Below are 16,168 nucleotides of genomic sequence, written 5' to 3' on the forward strand. Positions count from 1 at the left end.
CCTCCGGGTCGACAAGAAGTGGATACTGTTTTTCTGAGAGTACTATTCTCATTCAGTATAGGTAAGGTTCTCATAGGAGGTTCTAGTGCGTATCGGGTTGACGGGCGGCGCATCGACCACCGACAAGATCGTGCGACAGGCGCAGAAAGCGGAGGCCGACGGCTTCACGTCGCTCTGGTACGCGAGCACGGTCGCGGGCGATCCACTCACTGCGCTCGCCGTCGCGGGTCGTGAGACCTCGTCGATCGAACTGGGCACCGCGGTGCTGCAGACCTACCCCGTCCACCCGCTGTTGCAGGCGAACCGTGTCGCAGCGGTGGCGGAAGCGATGGGGCGTCCCGGTTTCACCCTGGGCCTCGGACCGTCGCACGAGAGTCTCGTGCGCGACGTCTACGGCATGTCGTACGACCGGCCCGGTCGCAACACCGAGGAATACGTCCGCATCGTCACCGCGCTTCTGCGCGGCGAGGACGTCGACTTCCAGGGCGGCGAGTGGAGTACCCGGAGCGAGGGTCGGATGACGCCTGTCGCGCATGAGGTACCCGTGTTGCTGTCGGCGATGTCGCCTCGGATGCTGCGTGTCGCAGGGCAATACGCCGACGGCACGGTGCTGTGGATGGCGTCGGCGAAGGTGGTCGAATCCGTCATCTCACCCGCAATCCGCACTGCGGCGGAGAAAGCGGGCCGCCCGTCGCCGCGCATCGTCGCGGGGCTACCCGTTGCGGTGCACGACGATGCCGACGAAGCACGCGCAGCGGTCGCTGCGACCGCCACCATGTACGCCGGAATGCCGAACTATCAGCGTGTCCTCGAGGTCGGGGGAGCGAGCACCCCCGCCGACGTCGCGATCGTCGGCACCGAAGAGTCCGTCCGCGCCCAACTGCAGAACCTGCTCGACGCCGGCGCCACCGACGTCTGGGCCGCGATCTTCCCCGTCGGCGACGACGTGCGCGGCTCGGTCCAGCGGACGCGGAGCTTCTTGAGTTCCCTCACTACCCGGTAGGCGCTTCCCGCGCGGAAATTGGCTTCGCACACCTGTAAAGAAGGCTGTGGGAAGCGAATTGCGTCGCGGGAGTTATCCACAGCTGTCAGAACCATCCACAGATCTGCGGAAATCCCTGCACTGGGCAGGATCCCGATGTCTCGCGGTGACACTCTCGGCGTCATGACCTCACCGAAACCCTTCCGCCGCAGCGACGCACTCAGCTCAGGTCTGAGCGATTCCGAGATCCGTCGTGCGCTCCGGACCGGCGAACTGGAGCGCCTCGCTCCCGGAATCTATCTGGATGGCCCAACGGCCGAGGGCCTCGACGCGACCGAACGACATCGAATCCGGGCGCGGACCACGGGGGAAGGACTGCCTGACGGGTCCGCGATCAGCCATGTGTCTGCCGCAGTTCTGCACGGACTGACATTGTGGCGCCCCGACCTGAGCCGTGTCCACGTGAGCCGTGACGGGACATCCGGTGGCCGTCGCGGCACCGGCCGTCATCTGCACGTGGTGCACCTCGGCGCCGGCGACGTCGTCGAGGTCGACGGAGTGCCGTGTACGTCCATCGCGCGGACGGTCGCGGACCTTGCCTGCACGGCACCGATCGACGAGGTCGTGATTGCCGGGGATTCGGCATTGGCGAGAAACCCGTCGCTGAGGGCGGCACTGGCTGAGACCTTCGAGTCCCTCGGCCGACGGCAAGGTATCGCCGCAGCGCGACGGGTCATCGCGTTTCTCGACGGACGTAGCGAAAGCCCCGGTGAGTCGCTGAGCCGGTTGCGGATGGAACAGATCGGGCTGCCCGCCCCCTCGTTGCAGGAGGTTGTGCACACTCCGGAGGGCGAGTTCGTTGCCCGCACCGACTTCTACTGGAAGGAGCATCGGATCGTCGGCGAATTCGACGGTATGGGCAAGTACGGCAGTGCCAGCCCCGACGTCTTTCGTCGGGAGAAGCTTCGGGAGGACGCGCTACGCGATCTGGGTTTCCACGTGATCCGCTGGACGTGGGCGGAACTGTCCCGATTCGACGTCGTTCGCGCCCGCTTCGAGCGGGCGATTGTGCGAGCGAGGCGTCACTAGCGATCATCCCTCCTTCCCGCGTACGGCCCAGCTTTCCGCTTCGGTGATTGCCGTTGTCTGAAACTGGCAGGCGCGCGGGAAGGAGTGCGGCCTCCGCCCCGATACCTCGTCAAACGAGGGTGGCGCTCGTCGGGTTACCGCGTGGGGCGCTGAAGGGTGATCGTCAGCAGCGTGAGCAGCTTGTCTTCGTTGCCGGAATCGACGAGTGCGACCTTGATCACCGAGTGGTCGTCGGCGTCGCGCACCACCGTGCCGTGCGACCGCGCCGGGCCCTTTTTCACCTGTGCGAGGTAGTGGACCTGGACGTCGGTGGCGACGAGACCGGGACGCATCGCATGTGCGGCAGCCTCGGCGAGCAGAGCCTGCGCGCCGCCCTGGATGGTGCCGATGGAATTGGCGACGAAAGCGGTGAGATCGAGTTCGAACTCCCCGTTGGCGGCGTCGACCTCGCGAAGATTCAGGCGCGAGAAGACGTCGTCGTCGATGGGGACGGGTGGGTATTCGCGAATCGTCCCGACCCACTGCTCGGGGGTGTACGACGCGACATCGCCGTGGGTCGCGGCGGAGCGGGGGAGACGCACGAACGTCACGAGTCCGCGTGCGGCGAGGGTGAGACCGCCCGTGCCCGGGGTGTCGATCGAGTTCGCGATCTCACGGAGATCGGTGACGCCGTGCGTGTCGTACACGTCGACCTCCACCAGGATTGTCTTCTTCCCGACGCGGACCAGCTCGGCGTCGATCGCGACCGGGCCGGGTCGCAGGAAGCCGGCGGCGTGGATCGACAGATCCTGCGTCGCGGTCCAGTCGGGGGAGCCCACGACCAGCGCCGGGGAGGACGCGACGATGTCGACGAGGGTCGTGAGGAAGCCGAGTGACGCTGTGCCCGCGGAGGTGCACAGCTTCTCGGTGACGGTCGCGCCCATGATTGCGCGGTCCCTCGAGACCTGCAGCGACTTGATGCCGAAATCCGAGGTGAAAGTGTTGTCAGCGGACACGTCCATCCCTCCCTTTGTGGAAATGTCATTCTCAATCATGGAAATGACTCTTCCATAAAATCGGGCGGAGCGGGAGAGCTACGTTCAGCCGCGGTGACCCGACCCGTCCCCCGCCAACCGGATGTAGAGGAGCTTGTCGCGTGCGGACAAGGCGCTGACCTCGGGCGATCCCACCCGGAACAGGCTTCCGTTGCGCTCGACGCCCAACACGATCTGACCCAGATGTCGCGGGTCCTGACCGACCTCCTCGAGGTCCACGGCTCGCTCGGCGATGGTGAAGCCCTCCTCCGGAGTGAGGATGTCCTCGATCATGTCGACCACGCGCGGTGAGCTTCGTGCGGCACCGAGGAGCCGCCCGGCGGTCTCCGACGAGACCACCACCGAGTCGGCGCCGGAGCGACGCAGCAGATGCGCATTCTCCGATTCGCGGATCGAGACGACGATCTTCGCGTTCGGATTGATCTCGCGGGCGGCGAGGGTGATGAGCACGGCGGTGTCGTCGCGGTTCGCCGCCACGATCACCGACGCCGCGCGCTGCACCCCCGCGACACGCAGCACGTCCTGTTTGGTGGCCGAGCCGTGCACGGTCACCAGGCCCTGCCCGGCCGCACTCTCGAGGACGACGGGGTCGGTGTCGACCACCACGATCTGTGACGGCGGCACCTCGTCGCCGAGCAACGCGTCGACGGCGGAGCGGCCCTTGGTGCCATATCCGAGGACGACGGTGTGGTCGCGGACCCGGCGTCGCCAATTCTGGATTCGGAACGTCTGACGTGACGTCTCGGTCAGGGCGCCCAGCGTCGTACCGACCAGCACGATGAGGAAGAAGACGCGCAGCGGCGTGATGACGAGGACGTTCATCAGTCGCGCGGACGGGGTGATCGGGGTGATGTCGCCGTAGCCGGTCGTCGAGAGCGACACCGACGCGTAGTAGAAGCAGTCGAGCAGCGACAGCTCGTTGTCCTGGGCATCCCGGTAGCCGTCGCGGTCGATGTAGACGAGCGCCACCATCACCAGCAGGGCCGCCAGGGCGTAGCCGATGCGACGCACGATCGCGCGCGCCGGGCTCGTCGATGTCTGGGGAACTTTCAGCACACCGACGAGGGCGAAGTCGGGGCGCTCCGTGAGCTGATCGGACCGGCTGAACCGGGCTCGCAACCTATCGGGCATTACGTCACTCTTGCACGCGAGAGGTCGCTCCGTCGAAGTATCAGGTGACGACGATCTCGCGGAGATCGGTTCGGGTGGTGCGGTAGATCTCCACGAGGTCGGCGTCCTCGCCGCGTTCGATGCGCCGGACCCAGGTGTCGAACGCGATGCGCGAGGCCACACCGGCCGATTCGACGAGTAGCCGCGCGAACGATTCGGAGCGGAGTCCGCGCAGGCGCTCGGCGACGCTCGTGGTGATGCGGCACATGGCCAGGGCGTCGGCGGCGAACGCGGCAGCACGCAAGTGGTCGTCGGACGCGATGAGCCGGCGGGTGCGCAGGATGCGATCCCGTGTGTCCTCGGAGCTCGTCACGAGTCGCTGCAGTGAACGCTCGTAGAAGGCTTCGATGCCGGGGAGGTTGATGTCTTCCTGCGGAATCGACTCGAGCCACTCGACGATTTCGGTTTCGAGTTCGCGGTCCGGGCCCCACACCGATTCCTCTTTGGTGGCGAAGCATCGGAAGAATGTGCTCGAAGACACACCTGCCGCACGGGCGATCTCTTCGACGGTCGTCGCAGCGAATCCCTGGAGTTCGAACAGCTCCAGGGCGGCCCTCGAAATCTCGAGGCGCGTCTCCTGCCTGCGTCGTTCCCGCAGGTCCGGGACGCGTGGCTGGGTTTTCTGGGTCATCGGTGGGGTTCCTTTCACCTCGGACCGCAACGTTGAGAGTCCGCGTCAATCTAGCAGTGAAAATCAAGTTGACAGTCACTTCCAAGCCGGGCGAGACTTTCAGGGTTGTCGCAGTCGCGATCGATATACCCATTCAGGTTCAGGAAGTAATCGGATATGCAGTCACCTCAGTTGGAAGGCCAGGCCGACGTCGGTCGCGAGGCCGATCTGGAGCCGGGCAGCAAGGTGCTGATCGGTGTCCTCGTCGTCGCGGCATTCGTCATGATCCTGAACGAGACGATCATGAGCGTCGCGCTGCCGCCGTTGATGGTCGATCTCGACATCACCGCGAGCACCGCCCAGTGGCTCACCACCGGCTTCATGCTCACCATGGCCGTCGTCATCCCGATCACCGGCTATCTGTTCGAGCGGTTCACGCTCCGCCAGGTGTTCATCGCGGCGATGGGCGTGTTCAGTCTCGGCACGCTGCTGGCGGCGTCCGCACCGGGATTCGAACTGCTCCTCGCCGGTCGTGTAACGCAGGCCGCAGGCACCGCCATCATGCTTCCGTTGCTGATGACGACTGTGCTGCGCGTGGTGCCCGCCCACAAGCGCGGCGGCATGATGGGCATCATCTCCATCGTCATCTCCGTGGCCCCCGCCATCGGCCCCACCATCTCCGGCATCATCCTCGACGCCCTCGACTGGCGCTGGATGTTCTGGATCGTCCTGCCCATCGCACTCATCGCGTTCGCTATCGGTGTCGTGCTGGTCAAGAACGTCACCGAGACGAAGAAGGTCCCGCTCGACGTCGTGTCGGTCATCCTGTCCGTCTTCGCGTTCGGCGGCATCGTCTACGGACTGAGCAGCATCGGTCATTCGGCGGAGGAGTCGAGTATCCCGGTGTGGGTGCCGCTCGTCGTCGGTGTGGGTGCGTTGGTCGTGTTCGTACTGCGTCAGCTGTCCCGGCAGAAGGATGGACGCGCCCTCCTCGACATGCGCCCGTTCGGGTACCCGGTGTTCAGCATCGGTTTGAGCATGGTGGTCGTCAGCATGATGGCGTTGTTCGGTGCGTTGATCCTGCTGCCGCTGTACCTGCAGAACGTGCGCGGCCTCGACACCCTCGAGACCGGTCTGCTGCTGCTCCCGGGTGGCTTGGCGATGGGTCTGCTGTCGCCGTTCGTCGGACGCATCTACGACCGCATCGGTGCGCGCCCCCTCGTCATCCCGGGTGCTGCCGTCGTCAGTGCCTCGCTGTGGTTGATGACCCTCCTCGACGCGGAGTCGTCGACGCCGATGATCGTCTGCGTCCACGTGATGCTGATGCTGGGCCTGGCATCGGTGATGACGCCGCTGATGACATCGTCGCTCGGAGCGGTGCCGGCCGAGCTGTATTCGCACGGCAGCGCGATCTTCAACACCGTCCAGCAGCTTGCGGGTGCTGCGGGTACGGCGCTGTTCATCACGGTCATGACCGTGACTGCCACATCCGCCGCATCCGACGGTGCGAGCGAGCTCGCTGCGAATCAGGACGGTATCCACATGGCGTTCCTGTGCGGTGGCGTCGTGTCGCTGCTGGCGGTGGTCGCGGCGTTCTTCATCCGGAAGCCTGCGGCGGCGCTGGCCGAAGCGAAGTAAGCAGGGCAGAAGTAAACCTCGCAGGGCCGGTGGCGTACCACTGGCCCTGCGAGGTTCTTGTTTGTGCTGCCGGCTTCGACAGTCCCGCGTTCAGATGTCGAGGAAGACGGTCTCGCGTCCGCCGTCCGGGGTGTCCTGCAACCGGATATCCAAGGTATAGACGGGCTTTCCGTCGCGTTCGCTGCGCTTGGCGATCAGCGTATCGCGGCGCACCTCCCACTCGATCGAACTCAGCAGCGGGTCGGCGGCGTTGGCGTCGGTCTCGTCGTCGAAGTAGAGCCGCGTGTGCAGGCCGACGTTGATGCCGCGCGCGAACAACACCATCAGCACGTGCGGGGCCTGGGTCCTGCCGTTGTTTCCGGGCACGGCGCCGGGCTTGATGGTCTCGAACGTGTAGACGCCTGTGTCGAAGTCGCCACCGGTACGACCCCACCCGCGGAACGACGGATCGACGTCCTTGTCCTGGTTGTCGCCGGGGTGGGCGTACTTGCCGTCGGCATTGGCCTGCCAGATCTCGATGAGCACGTCGCGGACCGGGGTGCCGGACCCGTCGAATACGCGTCCTTCGAGGGTGATTCGCTCGCCGCGCGTGTCGTCGGTGACGAGCACGTTGCCGAAGTTGTTCTCGAAGATGTCGAATCCGGCCTGCTGCGGCGCAAGACCGATGTGCACGTACGGACCACCCGTCTGCGAGGGGGTCTCAGGGCGACGCTGCACCATGGGCAGCGGTGTGAGCGGCTGGTTCATGGTGGCTCCCTATGCGTTCTCGAAGAAGGTGGCGCGGCGGCCCCGCAGCGTGATGTCGAACCGGTAGGCGCGGGCGTCGAACGGGGCGTCGTTCGCGGTGTCGGCCTGGGCGATCAGGCTGCGCACCTGGTCGCGGGAGGGGATGGTCGCGGCGATGGGGCACTGCTCGATCAGCGGGTCGCCCTCGAAATACGACTGCGTGATCAGACGCTGCGCCCAGCCGTCCCCCATGATCGAGAAGTGGATGTGCGCGGGACGCCACGCGTTGGTGCTGTTGCCCCACGGGTACGGGCCCGGCTTGATGGTGCGGAAGAAGTAGTAGCCGTTGTCGTCGGTGAGCATCCGGCCGCAACCGCCGAAATTCGGGTCGATCGGCGCGAGATGGTACGAGTCCTTCTTGTGCCGGTAGCGGCCACCGGCGTTGGCCTGCCATGCTTCGACGAACGCGCCTTTCACGGGATTTCCGAACTCGTCGCGGACGTAGCCGTGCATGATGATCCGCTCGCCGATCGGCAGACCGCCGTGCGCGAAGTTGAGGATCAGGTCGTTGTCGAGTTCGCCGAGCTCGCGTGCGGTGATCAGTGGAGCGGTCTTCTCCGACACCGTGTTCCGTGGTGAGATGAGCGCGTTGCGCGGGGAACGCAGGACCGACGTGCGGTACCCCGGCGTGAGTGCCGGGGGATGCTGCGTGTGGTCGCGTTCGACGAACTCGCCGTATGCGCTTCTTCCAGCGATGCTCATGAAGCCGCTCCTGTCGTGGGCTGTGGGTTACATCTACGCTATGTGTGCCGAACCCTCATGTAAATTGACGATTCGGGCCAAGTTGCATAACTTCTGGTAATGGACCTTCACGGCCGTATCCGGTTACGGCACCTGACCTGCTTCGTCGCGGTCGCGCACGAACGCCACGTCGGTCGCGCTGCCGAACGGCTGCACCTGAGCCAGCCTGCCGTCACCAAGACCATCAACGAACTCGAGCTCCTCGCCGGGATGAAACTGCTGGACAGAGGCCGTCACGGCGCTGTCCCCACCGCCGCCGGTGAACGCTTCCTCGACCACGCCGAACGCGTCGTCCAGGCCTTCGACACCGCCGTCGCGGGACTGGCGGGCGCCGGCGAATCCGAGCACGCGACCGTGCGCATCGGAGCGTTGCCATCGGCCGCGTCGGTGCTGCTCCCCGAGGTGCTCGGAGAGCTGCGCGCGCAACACCCCGAGCTCGACGTCCGCCTCCGCACCGCCACCAACACCGAACTGCTCGCGGCACTGCGGGCCGGCGACGTGGACGTGATGATCGGGCGGATGAGCGACCCCGACACCATGGCCGGTCTGTCGTTCGAGCTGCTCTATGCCGAGGCGCTCGCATTCGTGGTCCGCCCCGGCCATCCGCTGGCGGGCACGCGGGCGACGTTCCCCGCGATGTGCGAATACCCGCTGGTCGTCGGGGCGGCCGGCACCGTTCCGCGACACCACACCGACGTGCTCCTGCGCCGACACGGCCTCGAATTACCTCCGGGCACCGTCGAGACCCTCGACGTCGCGGTCGCCGCCGCCTACGCGCGCGAATCCGATGCCGTATGGGTGGCCCCCGAGCGCGTCCCCGGGCGGGACATCGCCGACGGGAGGCTCACTCGGCTGCCCGTCGACACCGTCGGCACGGCCGAAACGATCGGCGTGATCCGCTCGGCTGCGGCGGCGTCCGCTATCGTCGACGACGTTGCTGCGCTGTTGCGCCGAGCCGGCCATGGCACAGTCAGTGCGTGAAACCGCGCTCTGGCGCAGCTTTTCCGAGTGAACCCGATCCGATCCCGAGGTCTCCGATGTCACACCCCCACCAGGAATCCACCCGCGGGCCGTTGTTCGATCCTGTCTTCGGGGCCGACGACATGGCACCCGAGGTGTCGGACCGCGCGTGGATCGGAGCGCTGCTCGAGGTCGAGGCCGCGATCACCGCCGGCGCCGTCGGGATCGGGCGTGCGACCGAAGCGGACGCCGCTGCCGTGGCCGTTGCCGCCACCGAACTCGCCCGCGACCTCGACCCTGCCGAACTCGGTGCCCTTGCCGTGGCAGGTGGGAATCCCGTCATCCCGCTCGTGAAGCTGCTCCGCGATCGCGCCGCCGCCCCCGCGACCGCCGTGCACGTCGGCGCAACCAGCCAGGACGTCATGGACACCGCGCTGGTGCTCCTCGCGCGTCGTGCCGGACGACGCATCCTCGACCACCTCGCCGCGGCCGCCGACGCTGCTGCAGATCTCGCCCGAGCACATCGCGCGACACCGATGATCGCGCGCACCCTCGGCCAGCAAGCCCTTCCCACCACGTTCGGCGCTCTCGCCGCCGGGTGGCTCACCGGACTCGACGACGCCCGCATCGAACTCGACCGCGCCCTCTCGGCGCTGCCCGTGCAGTACGGAGGTGCCGCCGGCACCCTCGCCGCCGTCGCACCCGACGGGATGTACTTCGCCGACGACCTCGCCGACCGCCTCGGACTCGCGCGCGCCACCATCCCGTGGCACACCGTGCGCACGCCGATGACGCGGCTCGCCGCGGCGCTCGGTGTCGCGGCCGGCGCAGTGTCCAAACCCGCGACCGACGTGGTGCTCATGGCCATGACCGAGATAGGTGAAGTCTCCGAAGACTCACCGGGCGGTTCATCGGCCATGCCGCACAAGCGAAATCCCGTGGCCGCCATCGCGGCGAGGGCTGCCGCGCGTCGGGTGCCGGGGCTCGTCGCGACCGTGTTGTCGTCGGCCGACCACGAATTCGCCCGCGCCGCGGGGTCGTGGCATGCGGAGTGGGAGGTCGTTGCGGATCTGCTTCGTCTCACCGGTGGTGCTGCACAACGGCTTTCCGTGAGTCTCAGTGGACTGCACGTGCACGTCGATGCTCTCGACCGCAACCTCGGGCTCACCGGGGGCGCGGTGCTGGCCGAGAAGGTGGCGAGCGCACTGTCGCGACACGTCGACGATGCGCGAGCCGTCGTCACCGACGCCGCTGTCTCCGGAATCCCGCTCGACGCAGACCCGCGCATCACCGCGCACCTGTCGGCCGATGACTTGGCCGAACTCCTCGATCCCACCCGCTATCTCGGGCACGCCGCCGATCTGGTCGACCGTGCCCTCGCCCGACACGGAGGACTGTGATGACATCACTCGCCTACGAACGACACGGTGATCCCGCCGCCCCGTCGGTACTGCTACTGGGGTCGCTCGGTTCCGACCGGAGGATGTGGTCGCCACAGATCGTGGCATTGTCGCCGATCGCCGACGTCATCGCGGTCGACCATCGTGGGCACGGTGAATCTGATTCTGCTGCGGGTGCCTACACGGTGGCCGAACTCGCCGGAGATGTTCTGACACTGCTCGACGAGCTGGGGGTCGACGCGGTGCACGTCGTCGGCCTGTCACTAGGTGGTGCGGTCGGGCAGTGGCTTGCCGCCCATCGCCCGGAGCGGGTGCGGTCGCTGACCTTGCTGTGCACGGCCGCGGTGTTCGAGCCGGCTCAGCAGTGGCGTGACCGCGCGGAGACGGTGCTCGCCGACGGGGCGGGTTCGTTTGCCGAGCAGATCGTAGGACGCTGGTTCACGGCCGATCTGGCGGAACGCGACCCCGAGCTGGTCCAGCGGCACGTCGCGATGGTGTCGGCGACGTCGGACGACGGGTACGCCGGCTGCTGCCACGCCCTGGCCGGGTTCGACGGACGCGCCGACCTCGCGCGAATCGTCGCCCCCACGCTCGTGATCGCGGGTGCGCAGGATCCGGCGACCCCGCCGGACGTCATGCGTGAACTCGCCGACGGTATCGCCGATGCCGACTTCCACGTCCTCGACCCGGGCGCCCATCTGGTGAACGTCGAGCAGGCGGGCCGTGTGACAGCTCTGATCCGCGCGCATATCACGAGTTCGGAGCAGGTGGGTGCGTATCGTTCTGCAGCTGTCGAGGTGGGTATGCGAATGCGACGTTCGGTGCTCGGTGACGCGCACGTGGACCGTGCGATGTCGCAGGCCACGGCGTTCACGGAGCCGTTCCAGGACTTCATCACCCGCACGGCGTGGGGCGACATCTGGGCGCGCCCCGGACTCGACCATCACACCCGACGGCTGCTTACCCTCGCGATCCTCACCGCAGTCGGCAACGAGCACGAACTCGACATGCACATCCGTGCGGCACTGCGAGCGGGCGTGGATCCCGACGAACTCATCGAGGTCTTCCTCCACACCGCTGTCTATGCGGGCGTGCCCAACAGCAACCGCGCCTTTGCGATGGGGAAGCAGGCGTTGGCGGATCTCGAATCCGCCGGGAAGTAAGCAACACAAATGTGAGGTTCGCACACCCTGTGGTCGACAAACGGGTGTGCGAACCTCACATCAGGTGTGCAGACCTCAGCGAGCCAACACTGTGCGCAGCACCGCCGCGAAGCCCTCCGGGTCGCCGGGCACGCCGTATCCGTCGCCGGTGAACCCGGCGTGCCCGCCGGGGAACATCGTGAGTTCGACGCCGAGTCGCTTCGCGACCTCCGCTGCCGCGCGAGCGGAGACCTCACCCGTCGACTCCGTGCCCGCCCCGATCACGACGCGGGTCGACGCCTTTGCGAGGGCGTCGAAGTCGGGTTCGTATCCGGTACAGGACTGCAGGTTCTGGCTGAGCAGGGCGTCGTCGCGGGTGCCGTCGTCGTCGGTGGGCATCCCGAACATCGACGGGTCGGGCGCGGGCACGGCGAGGTAGGAGGGCTCCAGCGGCTCCGTCTGCGTCAGCATCATGATGAACTTCGCCATCGCCGGACCCATGCCGCTGCGCTGGTAGGTGGCGTCGATGTCGTCGACCACCGCCTTGATGACTGCGGAGTCGGGCAGCAGCGGGCAGGTGGGCGGTTCGTGCGCGATCAGTGTCCGGACCTGCTCGGGATGTTTCGCGACCAACGCTAGGCTGTTCACCGCGCCGCCGCTGCTGCCGAACAGGTCGACCGGGCCGACGCCGAGTGCCTCGATGAGGCGGTGCAGGTCGTCGGCGTGGAGGTCGGGCGTCGAAAGGCCGGGGGTGTCGCGGGGGCTGCGCATCACGCCGCGAGGGTCGTAGGTGACGACGGGGCGGTCGACGACCTGCGCCGCGAGCGCTGCGAATCCTCCCGCATCCATCGGCGACCCCACGATCAGCAGTGGGGTGCCGGACTTCAGGTCGCCGCGGATGTCGTAGGTGAGGGTGGCGCCGGGAACGTCCAGGGTGGCGGTGGTGACGGGGCGATCGATTGTGGTCATGCCGTGACAGACCGGGGTCGACGACAGAACTCATCGGTCCGGTCCGAGACTGCCCGATCGCGGGTATCGGCCCGCCGATGGCCGATCCCGTGGATACTCGACAAGGACCCCAGTGTTCCGCATCGGAAGGGACGAGCTTGTGACCAGATCCGACAAGGTGGAAATCGATCCGGCGCTGACCGATCTGTACAAGGACCTTCACAGACATCCGGAACTCGGATTCCAGGAACATCGCACCTCTGCCATCGTGGCCGAGCGATTGAATGCTCTCGGGTTCGAGGTCACCACCGGTGTCGGGAAGACCGGAGTGGTCGGGGTGTTGAAGAATGGCGCCGGACCGACCGCATTGCTTCGCGCCGACATGGATGCCCTCCCTGTCAAGGAGGACACCGGCCTCGACTACGCCAGTACCGCTACCGCCGTGGACGAACACGGCGAGACGAAGCCGGTGGCGCACGCGTGCGGTCACGACATGCACATGACGTGCCTGCTCGGCGCAGCGCAGATTCTCTCCACTGATACTGCGAGTTGGTCGGGCACACTGCTCCTCGTCTTCCAACCGGCCGAAGAGTTGGGTGCGGGAGCCCAAGCCATGGTCGACGACGGGCTGTTCGACAGGTTCCCCAAACCGGATGTGGTGCTCGGTCAGCATGTGGCGCCGCTTCCGGCAGGCAAGATCGCCGGACATCCCGGTCTCTCGTATGCGGGGTCGGACTCGCTGCGCGTGCGTGTGATCGGCCGAGGTGCGCACGGGTCGATGCCGGAAGCATCCATCGACCCGATCGTCATTGCGGCCGAGGTCGTATTGCGTCTGCAGACGATCATCTCGCGCGAGATCCCGAGCACGGCGACCGCGGTGCTCACGGTCGGTTCCATTCACGCGGGAGATGCGGCCAACGTCATTCCCGGTGAGGTCGTGCTGCAGCTGAACATCCGCAGCTACGACGCGAAGATACGGCAGAAGATCCTCGACAGCGTCGATCGCATTGTTCGAGGTGAGGCTGCGACGGCAGGCGCCCCGGAAGAACCCGAAATCACCTCGATCGAACGTTTCCCGGTGGTCACGAACGATCCCTCCGCGTTGGGCAAGACTCTGGAGGCGTTCGCCACGTGGTTGGGGGAGGACAAGATCCTCGATCCCGGAGCGGGTGCAGGCAGTGAGGACGTCGGAGTCCTCGCCACGAGTGCTGGTGCGCCCCTGGCATATTGGCTGCTCGGAGGCGCGGATCCTTCGGTGTTCACCACGGGCGACATGACGGATCCTGCGCTGCTGAAGGTGCCTTCGAATCACTCGCCGCACTATGCGCCGGTCATCGAACCGACGATGACGATCGGGGTCACGGCATTGGTCACCGCAGCGCGAACGTGGTTGCCGGTGGCGTAGCGGATTGCCGGAGCCTCTGCGCTCAGGGGCGAAACTCATCACAACCGCCCTTTCGGGTTCTACAACAGTCCATATGGACTGTTACCGTGGTGCGCGTGACCGAAGAACAGACCCTGACACCGCGCGCCGGGCGTCGCGAATGGTCGGCCCTCACGGTCCTCGTCCTCGTCGTCGTGTTGATCGCGGTCGACAACACTGTGCTCTACCTGGCTGTGCCGTCGATGGCCGTCGACATCGCCCCGAGCTCGACCCAATTGTTGTGGATCGGCGACATCTACTCGTTCGTGCTGGCGGGCCTGCTCATCACGATGGGCAACCTGGCCGATCGCATCGGCCGCAAACGGTTGCTGCTCATCGGTGCCGGAGGGTTCGGTGTCGCATCGGTGATCGCAGCGTTCGCCCCGAACCCCGAGATCCTCATCGCTGCGCGCGTCCTGCTGGGCGTGGCGGGGGCGACGTTGATGCCCTCGACGCTGGCGATCATCCGCGCTACCTTCCTCGACGCGACACAACGCACCACGGCGATCGCAATCTGGGCGATGGGCGCCACCGCAGGTGCCGCGGTCGGTCCGCTCGTCGGCGGGGTCCTGCTCGAGAACTTCTGGTGGGGCTCGGTGTTCCTGATCAATGTGCCGGTGATGGTGATCGTGCTTGTCGCCGGACCGATCCTGCTGTCGGAGTCGCGCGGTAGCTCTGCTCAGACGATCGACGTGATCTCGGCATTGTTGTCGATCCTCGCCATCGTCCCGGTGGTGTACGCCGTGAAGCACTGGGCCGGTGGCGGGCTGGACTGGAGTGTTCCGGCCACCGCAGCGTTCGGCATGATCATGGGATACCTCTTCGTGCGTAGGCAGACGCGACTGCCGAATCCGTTGCTAGACCTCTTCCTGTTCCGAATGCCCGCCTTCTCGGGCGCCGTGGCCGCCAACGGCCTGGCGATCTTTGCGTTCCTCGGGTTGCTGTACTTCTTCTCGCAGTACCTGCAGCTGGTCCGCGAATACGGCCCGCTGAAGGCCGGTGTGGCGGAACTGCCGTCGACGATTGCGTCGATGGTCGTCATTCTGTTCGTCGGTGCTCTCGTGGCACGCATGGGGGCGGGGCGCTCGATCGGGCTCGGTCTGACGCTGGGTGCAATCGGGCTCGCCGGGATCGGTATGACCGTCTCGATGTCCGCCTATTGGGGCCTCGGTATCTCGCTGGTGCTTCTCGGCCTCGGTATCGGCATCGCGATGACATTGTCGACCGATGCCGTGGTCTCCGCCGTCCCCACGGAACGCGCCGGAGCTGCGTCGTCCATTGCGGAAACCGCCTACGAACTCGGAGGGGCATTGGGTATTGCCGTGCTCGGATCTGTCCATCTGGCGATGTACCAGTCGCATCTGGACCTGCCCGCCGGCACCGATCCGTCCGACGCCACGATCGCCGAGAGCTCGCTGGCCTCGACCGTCGCCGATGTTGCTGATCCGGTCGTGGTCGACCATGCCCAGTCCGCCTTCGTGTCGGCGGTGCAGACCACCTCGTTCGTTGCCGCGGTGATCCTTGCCGTCTCGGCTGTGGTGGCCTGGCGCGTGATCCCGTCGCCGCGGGATGCCACAGTAGGTACCCATGAAGCGCACTGATCAGGTCGTCACCCGCGATAAGGAACGCACGCGCCGAGCGATCCTCGAATCTGCCCAGCAGATGTTCTCGGAGCGTGGGTCGAAGGTCAGTCTCGCCGACATCGCCGTTGCAGCGGGTGTCACCAAGGGTGGTCTCATGCACCACTTTCCGAACCGTGAAGCACTGATCTACGGAGTCATCGAACACTGCATCACGAGGATGTGGGAAGAGATCCACGCTCACATCGACCTGTCGGAGAACAGGCCCGGGAAGTTCACGCGGGGATACGTGCGCGCCCTCACCGGCGGCAGTGCCTATCTCATGGACACCTTCAATCCCGGGACACTGCTCGCGACGCTCGGGAATCCGCCCGGCATCGAGGCGCTGTATGCCCGCGATGCCGAGAATCTGAGCGCCGCTTTCGCGGCGGACGGCCTGCCCTGGTCGCGTGTGCTGATGATCCGGTTCGCGGCGGAGGGGCTCGCACTCTCGGCGCCGAGCCCGTACCTGACGAGCGACGACCTCGAACTTGCGCGCGCGGAACTGCTGGCCCTCACCGAGGAGCACTAGCGCTCCGGATGTAAGCAGGGCAAATGTAGACCTCGCAGGGCTGGTGGTTGACCACTGGCCCTGCGAGGTTCCTGTTTCGTCTGCCTACTTCGGT

15 protein-coding genes are annotated in these 16,168 nt (G+C 66.4%); 9 read left to right on the forward strand and 6 right to left on the reverse strand.

Annotated elements, in window-relative coordinates:
* Window positions 1-85: 85 nt before the first annotated feature.
* Both EV641_RS22445 and EV641_RS22450 read left to right on the forward strand, forming a co-directional pair.
* Window positions 86-1,003, forward strand: a complete 918-nt coding sequence (locus tag EV641_RS22445; protein ID WP_132474687.1) for a TIGR03564 family F420-dependent LLM class oxidoreductase — start codon at window positions 86-88, stop codon at window positions 1,001-1,003.
* Between the two features lie 162 nt (window positions 1,004-1,165).
* Complete coding sequence (locus EV641_RS22450; protein WP_132474689.1) at window positions 1,166-2,071, forward strand: type IV toxin-antitoxin system AbiEi family antitoxin domain-containing protein; 906 nt, start codon at window positions 1,166-1,168, stop codon at window positions 2,069-2,071.
* Between the two features lie 134 nt (window positions 2,072-2,205).
* On the opposite strand, the gene EV641_RS22455 is transcribed toward EV641_RS22450, so the two are convergent.
* The 3 genes from EV641_RS22455 to EV641_RS22465 all read right to left on the reverse strand — a co-directional run bounded on the left by EV641_RS22455 (window position 2,206) and on the right by EV641_RS22465 (window position 4,906).
* Window positions 2,206-3,066, reverse strand: coding sequence for a PaaI family thioesterase (locus EV641_RS22455; protein WP_241997406.1), 861 nt, complete (start codon window positions 3,064-3,066; stop codon window positions 2,206-2,208).
* 84 nt (window positions 3,067-3,150) lie between these two features.
* Window positions 3,151-4,236: a potassium channel family protein gene (locus tag EV641_RS22460; protein ID WP_132474693.1), complete on the reverse strand. Its 1,086-nt coding sequence runs from the start codon at window positions 4,234-4,236 to the stop codon at window positions 3,151-3,153.
* Window positions 4,237-4,276: 40 nt separating this feature from the next.
* Complete coding sequence (locus EV641_RS22465; protein WP_132474695.1) at window positions 4,277-4,906, reverse strand: TetR family transcriptional regulator; 630 nt, start codon at window positions 4,904-4,906, stop codon at window positions 4,277-4,279.
* A 156-nt stretch (window positions 4,907-5,062) separates the two neighbouring features.
* On the opposite strand from EV641_RS22465, the gene EV641_RS22470 reads away from it, so the two are divergent.
* Entirely contained in the window at window positions 5,063-6,523 is a 1,461-nt protein-coding gene (locus EV641_RS22470; protein WP_054719285.1) for a DHA2 family efflux MFS transporter permease subunit, read from the forward strand.
* 90 nt (window positions 6,524-6,613) lie between these two features.
* Here EV641_RS22470 and pcaG read toward each other — a convergent pair whose 3' ends face one another.
* Together pcaG and pcaH are read right to left on the reverse strand one after the other, a co-directional pair.
* Entirely contained in the window at window positions 6,614-7,270 is a 657-nt protein-coding gene (gene pcaG, locus EV641_RS22475) for a protocatechuate 3,4-dioxygenase subunit alpha (protein ID WP_054719282.1), read from the reverse strand.
* A 9-nt stretch (window positions 7,271-7,279) separates the two neighbouring features.
* Window positions 7,280-8,011, reverse strand: a complete 732-nt coding sequence (gene pcaH / locus EV641_RS22480; protein WP_054719276.1) for a protocatechuate 3,4-dioxygenase subunit beta — start codon at window positions 8,009-8,011, stop codon at window positions 7,280-7,282.
* 99 nt (window positions 8,012-8,110) lie between these two features.
* Between pcaH and EV641_RS22485 the strand changes: the two genes are divergently transcribed.
* Genes EV641_RS22485 through pcaD form a run of 3 tightly spaced genes read left to right on the forward strand, consistent with a single transcriptional unit; the run spans window position 8,111 to window position 11,573 of the window.
* The gene (locus EV641_RS22485) at window positions 8,111-9,031 is read left to right on the forward strand and encodes a LysR substrate-binding domain-containing protein (RefSeq protein WP_132474697.1); all 921 of its coding nucleotides are present in this window, start codon (window positions 8,111-8,113) and stop codon (window positions 9,029-9,031) included.
* A 56-nt stretch (window positions 9,032-9,087) separates the two neighbouring features.
* The gene (locus EV641_RS22490) at window positions 9,088-10,410 is read left to right on the forward strand and encodes a lyase family protein (RefSeq protein ID WP_132474699.1); all 1,323 of its coding nucleotides are present in this window, start codon (window positions 9,088-9,090) and stop codon (window positions 10,408-10,410) included.
* The gene (pcaD, locus tag EV641_RS22495) at window positions 10,407-11,573 is read left to right on the forward strand and encodes a 3-oxoadipate enol-lactonase (protein ID WP_132474701.1); all 1,167 of its coding nucleotides are present in this window, start codon (window positions 10,407-10,409) and stop codon (window positions 11,571-11,573) included. The genes EV641_RS22490 and pcaD overlap by 4 nt, the downstream gene beginning before the upstream one ends.
* Before the next feature lie 75 nt (window positions 11,574-11,648).
* Here the strand turns inward: pcaD and EV641_RS22500 are convergent, their stop codons facing one another.
* Window positions 11,649-12,521, reverse strand: a complete 873-nt coding sequence (locus EV641_RS22500; RefSeq protein WP_132474703.1) for an alpha/beta hydrolase — start codon at window positions 12,519-12,521, stop codon at window positions 11,649-11,651.
* 139 nt (window positions 12,522-12,660) lie between these two features.
* Between EV641_RS22500 and EV641_RS22505 the strand changes: the two genes are divergently transcribed.
* From EV641_RS22505 to EV641_RS22515, 3 genes are all read left to right on the forward strand, one after another.
* The gene (locus EV641_RS22505; RefSeq protein ID WP_132474705.1) at window positions 12,661-13,905 is read left to right on the forward strand and encodes an amidohydrolase; all 1,245 of its coding nucleotides are present in this window, start codon (window positions 12,661-12,663) and stop codon (window positions 13,903-13,905) included.
* Between the two features lie 95 nt (window positions 13,906-14,000).
* Window positions 14,001-15,524 carry an MFS transporter gene (locus EV641_RS22510; protein ID WP_132474707.1) on the forward strand — a complete coding sequence of 508 codons (1,524 nt, stop codon included), beginning with the start codon at window positions 14,001-14,003 and terminating at the stop codon, window positions 15,522-15,524.
* On the forward strand, window positions 15,511-16,074 hold the full coding sequence (locus EV641_RS22515; protein ID WP_132474709.1) for a TetR family transcriptional regulator: 564 nt from the start codon (window positions 15,511-15,513) through the stop codon (window positions 16,072-16,074). The genes EV641_RS22510 and EV641_RS22515 overlap by 14 nt, the downstream gene beginning before the upstream one ends.
* Window positions 16,075-16,168 lie beyond the last annotated feature (94 nt).

The organism is Rhodococcus sp. SMB37, assembly GCF_004345605.1.
In the GTDB taxonomy this organism is placed as follows: domain Bacteria; phylum Actinomycetota; class Actinomycetes; order Mycobacteriales; family Mycobacteriaceae; genus Rhodococcus.

Coding starts and splice junctions, on each gene's coding strand:
- EV641_RS22460 (WP_132474693.1), bottom strand. CDS start 4,236: ATGCCCGATAGGTTGCGAGCCCGGTTCAGCCGGTCCGATCAGCTCACG.
- EV641_RS22470 (WP_054719285.1), top strand. CDS start 5,063: ATGCAGTCACCTCAGTTGGAAGGCCAGGCCGACGTCGGTCGCGAGGCC.
- pcaH (WP_054719276.1), bottom strand. CDS start 8,011: ATGAGCATCGCTGGAAGAAGCGCATACGGCGAGTTCGTCGAACGCGAC.
- EV641_RS22465 (WP_132474695.1), bottom strand. CDS start 4,906: ATGACCCAGAAAACCCAGCCACGCGTCCCGGACCTGCGGGAACGACGC.
- EV641_RS22450 (WP_132474689.1), top strand. CDS start 1,166: ATGACCTCACCGAAACCCTTCCGCCGCAGCGACGCACTCAGCTCAGGT.
- EV641_RS22485 (WP_132474697.1), top strand. CDS start 8,111: ATGGACCTTCACGGCCGTATCCGGTTACGGCACCTGACCTGCTTCGTC.
- pcaG (WP_054719282.1), bottom strand. CDS start 7,270: ATGAACCAGCCGCTCACACCGCTGCCCATGGTGCAGCGTCGCCCTGAG.
- EV641_RS22515 (WP_132474709.1), top strand. CDS start 15,511: ATGAAGCGCACTGATCAGGTCGTCACCCGCGATAAGGAACGCACGCGC.
- EV641_RS22500 (WP_132474703.1), bottom strand. CDS start 12,521: ATGACCACAATCGATCGCCCCGTCACCACCGCCACCCTGGACGTTCCC.
- EV641_RS22490 (WP_132474699.1), top strand. CDS start 9,088: ATGTCACACCCCCACCAGGAATCCACCCGCGGGCCGTTGTTCGATCCT.